The organism is Micromonospora foliorum (assembly GCF_022229015.1).
Taxonomy (GTDB): domain Bacteria; phylum Actinomycetota; class Actinomycetes; order Mycobacteriales; family Micromonosporaceae; genus Micromonospora; species Micromonospora foliorum.
Genome location: NZ_JAKKFF010000438.1, coordinates 1 through 7,256 on the forward strand (window position 1 = coordinate 1; position 7,256 = coordinate 7,256).

Here is a 7,256-nt window from a genome sequence, read left to right on the forward strand (position 1 = left end):
GGCCGCCAGCGCGGGCGTGGAGACGGCCCAGAGCGGTTGGACGGCGGCCAGCCGGGACAGCAGCTCCGGGGCACCGAGCAGGTAGCCGATCCGCAGCCCGGCCAGGCCCCACGTCTTGGTGAGGCTGCGCACCACGAGCAGCCCGGGGAGGTCGCGGCGCTCGGCCAGCGACTCCGGTTCGCCGGGGTGCCCGGGGGCGATGGTGGTGTCGGCGAACGCCTCGTCGACCACCAGCACCCGGCCCGGGCGGGCGAGCGCGGCCACCGTCCGGGCGGGGTGCAGCACCGAGGTCGGGTTCGTCGGGTTGCCGATCATCACGAGGTCGGCGTCGGCGGGCACCCGGGAGGGGTCGAGCCGGAAGCTGTCGGCGGCGTCGAGCAGCACCCGCTCGACCGGGTGTCCGGCGGCCCGCAGCGCCGCCTCCGGCTCGGTGAACTGGGGGTGCACCACCACGGGGCGGCGAACGCCGCGCAGCGCCTGGGCGATCAGCACGAAGCCCTCGGCGGCCCCGGCGGTGAGCAGCACCTCGTTCGGGTGACGGCGGTGTCGGGCGGCGACCGCCGCCCGGGCCGGCGCCGGGTCCGGATAGCGGGCCAGGTCGGTCAGGGTCGCGGCGATCGGGTCGGCCAGCCAGGCGGGAGGCCGCGCTCGACGGACGTTGACGGCGAGGTCGATCAGGCCGGCGCTGGCCTCCGCGTCGCCGTGGTGCGCGAGGTCCGGCTCGACCCCGGTGGGTGGGTCGACCGCGCTCGGCTGATCAGACATGTCCGCGATCCTGCCGGGAAGGTGGCCGGTGGGACAGTCGATCCCGGCGTAAGCCACGTCACCACTCGCCGGTTTAAGAGTTCTTCTCATGTACGAATCGGAAATGTCATAACTTGGCCACGTGAGCAACCGACCCCTTGCTGCCGCTGGTCGACTCGTCCCTCTCCTACGCGCCGGACTGATCGCCGGAATCGTGATCGCCGCCGCCGCCTACCCACTGGTCGCCCTCACCGGGCTCGGCGCGAAGGCAACCGCGCACGCCGTGGACCAGAAGACCCGGTTGCTGAAGACCGCCCTGCCCGCCGAGACCTCGTACGTCTACGGCCCGGACGGCAAGACCGTGCTGACCATGTTCTACGAGGAGTACCGGCAGTACACGAAGCTGTCGGACATGTCGCCGAACATCCAGCAGGCGATCGTGGCCGCCGAGGACTCCCGCTTCTACCAGCACCACGGCGTCGACCCGAAGGGCGTGGCCCGGGCCTTCGTCTCCAACGCCCGCTCCGGCGGCTCCCAGGGCGCCTCGACGCTGACCATGCAGTACGTCCGGATGGCCCTGCGGGACAGCGCGACCACGCCCAAGGAGGTCCAGGAAGCCACCCAGCAGACCAGCCTGCGCAAGGTCAAGGAGATGCGGATGGCGCTGGACCTGGAGAAGGAGATCAGCAAGGAACAGATCATGGAGCGCTACCTGAACTCGGCGTACTTCGGGCACCGGGCGTACGGCATCTACGCCGCCAGCGAGATCTTCTTCTCCAAGACCCCGAAGGACCTCACCCCGGTCGAGGCCGCCACCCTCGCCGGACTGGTCAAGTCCCCCTCCGAGTACGACCCGGCCGACTCCGACCAGAAGGAGGCCACCGGGCGGCGCAACTACGTGCTGGACCGGATGAGCCAACTCGGCTACCTCTCCCCCGACTCGGCCGCCGCCGCCAAGTCCGAGCCGATCCGGCTCAAACTGACCACCCCACCGCACGACTGCGCCGCGGTGACGGAGAAGTACAACAGCTGGGGCTTCGCCTGCGACTACCTGAAGAACTGGTGGAGCGCGCAGCCCGCGTTCGGGGCGAACCGGCTGGATCGGATGGACAACCTGCGCCGGGGCGGCTATCGGATCGTGCTCAGCCTCGACCCGAAGATCCAGGAGGCGGCCGAGAAGAGCGTGGGCACCAAGGAAGCCACCGGCAGCCCGTTCGCCAACGGCATCGTGGTCTCCGAGCCGGGCACCGGGCGGGTGAAGGCCATGGCGGTGAACCGGACGTACTCGCTGGACCTGGCCGAGAACCCACAGAGCTCCAACCCCGAGGCCGGGCCGAAGGTGAAGGCCAACTACCCGAACACGGTGGCACCACTGCTCGGCGGCGGTGACCTGGCCGGCTACCAGGCCGGGTCGACGTTCAAGATGTTCCCGATGTTGGCCGCGCTGGACTCGGGGATGACCCTCTCCACCTCGTTCAACGCGCCCTACCGCTACCGGTCCGAGGTCTACGACGGCTGGTCGCCCTCCAACGCGAGCGGCGCCATGACCGGTCAACAGACCATGTGGTCCGGCTTCGGCAAATCGGTCAACACGTACTTCGTGTGGCTGGAGGAGAAGGTCGGCGCGGACCGGGCGGTCCGGTTGGCCGAACAACTCGGGCTGCGGTGGCGCACCGACGTCGACCGGGACCACGCGTCCCCGGACAAGGCGAAGAAGTGGGGTGCGTTCACCCTGGGCGTCTCCGACGCCACCCCGCTGGAGATGGCGAACGCGTACGCCGCCATCGCCGCCGACGGCCGCTACTGCGAGGCCATCCCGGTGCAAGCGATCATGAACCGGGACGGCACGCCCGCCACGTACGCCACCCCGGGCGGCCTGCACCGCGAAGTGGCCAAGCCACGCTGCCGGCAGGTGGTCAGCGCGGACGCCGCGCGGGCGGCCACGGACGCGGCCCGCTGCCCGACCGGAGACACCCCGGCGCGCGGCAGCTGCGGCGGCTGGTCCACCGCCGACAGCGTGCGGGGCACCGTCGGACGCCCGGTGGCCGGCAAGACCGGTACGACCGACAGCACCCGGTCCGCCTGGTTCGTGGGCTACACCCCGGAGTTGGCCGCGGCGAGCTTCATCTCCGACCCGGACAATCCGTTCAACGCCGTCGGCGACGGGCAGTCCCAGATCCCGATCAAGGCGGTTTCGGAGACCCTGCGCGACGGCCTGAAGGGCACACCGACCCGCCAGTTCACCCCACCATCGGACGCCATCGTCGGCTGACCGACGCGGGCCGGCGCGGCTCAGCGCAGGTCGGCGGCGACGAACGACCAGAGTTCCAGATCCACCCGGCCGCCGCTGACGAAGCCGGCGTTCCGCAGCAGACCCTCGTAGCTGAACCCGGCCTTCTCCGCGACCCGGCGCGAGGCCAGGTTGCCGGGTGCCACCCGCAGCTCGACCCGCTGGAAGCCGTGCTCCAGGATCAGCGCGATGGCCACCGCGTCGACCGCCTCGGCGGCGAAGCCGAAGCCCCGCGCGTGCGACCCCATCGCGTAGGAGATCTCGGTGAGGCGGGCGCCCCAGTCGGTGCGCCGGGTCCACAGCGACCCGACCACCTGGTCGTCCTCCCGCCGGAGCACCGCGTAGTGGTCACCCTCCCCGCTGTCGCGCCGCTGCCGGGCCAGGTCGGTGCACCAGGCCAGCCCGTCGATCGGGCCGGAGTCGTCGGGCAACGGCAGCCAGCGCCGGGTCAGCTTGTCGGCGAAGATCTCCCCGGCCGCCGCCGCGTCGGCCGCCGTGAGCTGACGCACCTCGGTACGCGGGGTGGAGACGGTCAACGCCGGGAATCGGCGCACCGCCACCTGACCGATCACACCGACACCTCGCCCGGCTGCGCGGGCACCACCTCGCTCGTCGGGTCGGCCGCCGCCGCGGCGACCAACCGGGCGGCCGTCGCCGGATGGCTGGCCCAGTGCAGGGTGAGCTGCGAGGCGTGCACGTTACGCCAGACGAAGCCCTCCGGCGCGCCGCCGTCCCAGCTCCAGGCCGGGCGCTGACCGGCGCGGGGGGTGAGCACCGCACGGTGCGCCTTGTGCCCGACCAGCACCGTGCCGGTGGCGGCGACCACGCTGTCGGTCTGGGCGGTCGCCTCCCGGTAGCCGGCCACCACCCCGTCGCGGCTGACGCCGACCGCGTCCAGGACACCGCACATCGGCAGCCCGTCCAGCTCCCGGGCCAGCCAGAGCAGCCCGGCTCCCTCGGCGATCACCGGACGGCCGGTCCGTGCCAACTCGGCCACCGCGATGCAAAGCCGCCGGTTGGCCGACAACTGCTCGGCGTACGCCTCGGGCAGCGCGCCGCCGACGACCAGCGCGCGGGTGCCGACCGGCAGCGCCTCGTCGCGCAGCGGGTCGACGACGACGACCTCGGCGCCGGCGGCCTGGAGCAGCTCGGTGGTCTCCGGGTGGCTGAAGCTGCCGCCCGGCCCACCGGCCACCGCCACCAACGGCCGGTTCGCCGGGGGCGTGAACGAGCCGAGGGCCTCCTCGGGAGACCAGGCCGGCGCCGGCAGCGGCGGGGCGGAGCGGGCCAGCCCGAGCAGCCGTTCCAGGTCGACCGTGGCGGCGACGGCCTCGCCCAGCCGGCGGACCGCGCGGACGGCGTCGGCCGAGTCGTCGACCACCGGCGCCACACCGTGCCGCCGCGACGGCAGCACCGCCGGCAGGTCCTGGCGACGCAGCGCGCCGTAGACCGGCACTCCCACGTCGTCCAACGCTTCGCGCAGCATCCCCTCGTGCCGCGACGACGCCACCCGGTTGAGGATCACCCCGCCGAGCCACAACTGCTCGTCGTACGAGCGGAAACCGTGCACCAGGGCCGCCACCGACTGACCCATCGCGGCCACGTCGACGACGAGCACCACCGGGCTGCGCAGCGCGGCGGCCGCGGCGGCCGTGGACTCCTGCTCGGGACGGCCACCGACCGAGTCGTACAGCCCCATGCTGCCCTGCACCACGGCGAGCCCGGCACCGGCGGCGCCGTGCGCCACCAGCGGGGCGAGTCGGTCGATGCCGACCAGCCGGGGGTCGATCACCCGACCCGGCCGACCGGAGGCGAGGCCGAGGTACGCGGCGTCGACGTGGTCCGGCCCGAGCTTGAACCCGGCGACGTCGACCCCTCGCTCGGCCAGGGCGGCGAGCAGCCCGATCGCCAGCGCGTTCTTACCGTGCCCGGAGGACGGCGCGCTGAGCACCAGGCGCGGCACGACGGTCATCATCGACTCCTCGCGAGCGGCGGCGGGTACGCGACGGGACGACCGAGGCCGATCCGTCGGCGTGACGATACCCGCCCGGCCGGAGGCGCGAGCACCGCCAACCGGGGTGGGCGGCCCGGCCCTGGCAGGGCCCCGGGCATCGGTCCCGGACCGGTCCGGCCCGGTCCAGCTCAGTGGCGCCGGTCATACGAGTAGCCTCGGTGCCGTGTACCGGTTCATGCTGAGCCCACGCTGGCTGGGCGCTCTCGCGCTGACCCTGGTCGCGGCCGCCGTCATGGTGTTCCTCGGCAACTGGCAGCTGGACCGCTACCGGGGTCGCACCGAGGTCAACGAGCGGATCGACGCCGGCCAGCGGATGGCGCCCGTGCCGCTCGCCGACGCGCTGCGCGCTCCCACCGGTGGCGCGGGGACGGCCGGTCCGGCCCCCGCCGAGGACAAGGTCTGGACCCGGGTCACCGTCACCGGCCGGTACGACCCCACCAACACCGTGCTGGTCCGTGGCCGGACGGTGGACAGCCGGGTCGGCTTCGAGGTGCTCACCCCGCTGGTGCTCACCGACGGCACGGCGCTGCTGGTGGACCGGGGCTGGATCCCGCCGGCACCCGGTGGGGCGACCGCCCTGCCGTCGGTGCCGGCCGCGCCGACCGGCGACGTGACGGTGGTCGGTCGGGTGCACGAGACCGAGAGCGGCGCCGGCGCGGTGGCCCGACGCGACGGGCTGCTGGAGATCCGGCGGATCGGGCTGTCGCGGCTGGCCGGCGAGCTTCCCTACCCGGTCTACGGCGCCTACCTGCTGCTCGACGAGCAAACCCCGGCGGCCGATCCGGTGTTCAAGGCGGTGCCGGTGGGGCACGCCAACAACTGGCAGAACTTCGGCTACGTCGTGCAGTGGTGGCTCTTCGCGGTGATGGCCCTCTTCGGCTACGGCTGGGTGGCCCGTCGAGAGGCCCGCCGGGCCGCCGGCATCGGCACCACCCCGGCTCCCCTGGACCGGGCCGCCGAACCGACACCTACCGCCTGACTCGGGCCGCCTCCGGCCGACAACTGCCCCGGGGCGTGCGGCTCGGCGCCTGACCCGGCCGGTCAGCCGGTAGGGCGGCCGGCGTGGATGGCGCGGACCGCGTCGATGGTGTCCGCCTCGGCGGCGGACTTGTCGTCGCGATAGCGCACCACCCGGGCGAACCGCAGCGCCATCCCACCGGGATAGCGCGAACTCGTCTGCACCCCGTCGAAGGCGATCTCCACCACCTGCTCGGGCCGGACCCGGACCACCCAGTCGCCGCGTTCGACGGCGAGGCCGAGGAACCGCTCGGTCTGCCACCGCAGCAGCTCGTCGGTGAGCCCCTTGAACGTCTTGCCGAGCATCACGAAGTCGCCGGTGCGCGCGTCACGGGCACCCAGATGCAGGTTGGACAGCCAGCCTTTGCGTCGGCCACTACCCCACTCGACGGCGAGCACCACCAGGTCGAGGGTGTGCCGCGGTTTCACCTTGACCCAGGCGGCGCCGCGCCGGCCGGCGTCGTAGGGCGCGTCCGGTGCCTTGACCACCACGCCCTCCTGCCCGGCGTCGAGCGCGACGGCGAACGCGGCGGCGGCCTGCTCCGGATCGTCGACCTCCATCCGCCCGACCAGCAGCGACGAATCCACCGCACCGGCGAGGGCGGCCCACCGCTCCCGGCCGGGAAGGTCGATCAGATCCTCGCCGTCGAGGTGCAGCAGGTCGAAGAAGTACGGGGTGAGCACCGTCGCGCCCGTGCTGGCGGCCGCCGCGAGCACCGCCGGAGCCACGGGTGTGCGCCCGGTGGTGCTGGGGGTGGTGCGTCGGGCCGCCCGGCTCGACGTCTGCTGGAACGGCAGTGGACGGCCGGTCTCGTCCAGGCCGATCGCCTCGCCGTCGAGGACCAACTCCCGGCCGGGCAGGGCACGGACCGCGGCGACCACCTCGGGCACCCGAGTGGTGATCTCGTCGAGGCTGCGGGTGAACACGGCGATGTCGGCGCCTGAGCGGTGCACCTGGATGCGGATGCCGTCGAGCTTGACGTCGACCACCGCCGGCGTGCCGGTCGCGGCGAGCGCCTCGTCGACCGAGGGTGCGCTCTGCGCGAGCATCGGTGCCAGCGGACGGCCGACCTGCAGACCGAACCCGGCCAACTCGGCGGCCCCTCCGCCCAGCGCGGCCACCGCCACCGCCCGGAGATCACCGGCGAGCAGCAGCGCCCGGCGGACCGCCGCCACCGGCACGTCGGCGGC

General features: G+C 73.5%; 6 protein-coding genes. 2 read left to right on the forward strand and 4 right to left on the reverse strand.

Features of this window, described 5'->3' with window-relative positions:
• On the reverse strand, positions 1–765 hold a 765-nt coding region (gene cobC, locus PSH25_RS26765), incomplete at its 3' end, for an Rv2231c family histidinol phosphate aminotransferase CobC (RefSeq protein WP_238661669.1).
• Positions 766–886: 121 nt separating this feature from the next.
• Between cobC and PSH25_RS26770 the strand changes: the two genes are divergently transcribed.
• Positions 887–3,016, forward strand: a complete 2,130-nt coding sequence (locus PSH25_RS26770; protein ID WP_238661670.1) for a transglycosylase domain-containing protein — start codon at positions 887–889, stop codon at positions 3,014–3,016.
• Positions 3,017–3,036: 20 nt separating this feature from the next.
• On the opposite strand, the gene PSH25_RS26775 is transcribed toward PSH25_RS26770, so the two are convergent.
• Positions 3,037–3,606: a GNAT family N-acetyltransferase gene (locus tag PSH25_RS26775; protein ID WP_238661671.1), complete on the reverse strand. Its 570-nt coding sequence runs from the start codon at positions 3,604–3,606 to the stop codon at positions 3,037–3,039.
• A complete protein-coding gene (locus PSH25_RS26780; RefSeq protein WP_238661672.1) occupies positions 3,603–5,006 on the reverse strand; it encodes a cobyrinic acid a,c-diamide synthase CobB in 1,404 nt (467 codons plus the stop codon). The genes PSH25_RS26775 and PSH25_RS26780 overlap by 4 nt, the downstream gene beginning before the upstream one ends.
• A 217-nt stretch (positions 5,007–5,223) precedes the next feature.
• On the opposite strand from PSH25_RS26780, the gene PSH25_RS26785 reads away from it, so the two are divergent.
• On the forward strand, positions 5,224–6,027 hold the full coding sequence (locus tag PSH25_RS26785; RefSeq protein ID WP_238661674.1) for an SURF1 family cytochrome oxidase biogenesis protein: 804 nt from the start codon (positions 5,224–5,226) through the stop codon (positions 6,025–6,027).
• A gap of 62 nt (positions 6,028–6,089) precedes the next feature.
• Here PSH25_RS26785 and PSH25_RS26790 read toward each other — a convergent pair.
• A partial coding sequence (locus tag PSH25_RS26790) for an ATP-dependent DNA ligase (protein ID WP_238661673.1) occupies positions 6,090–7,256 on the reverse strand: 1,167 nt, incomplete at its 5' end.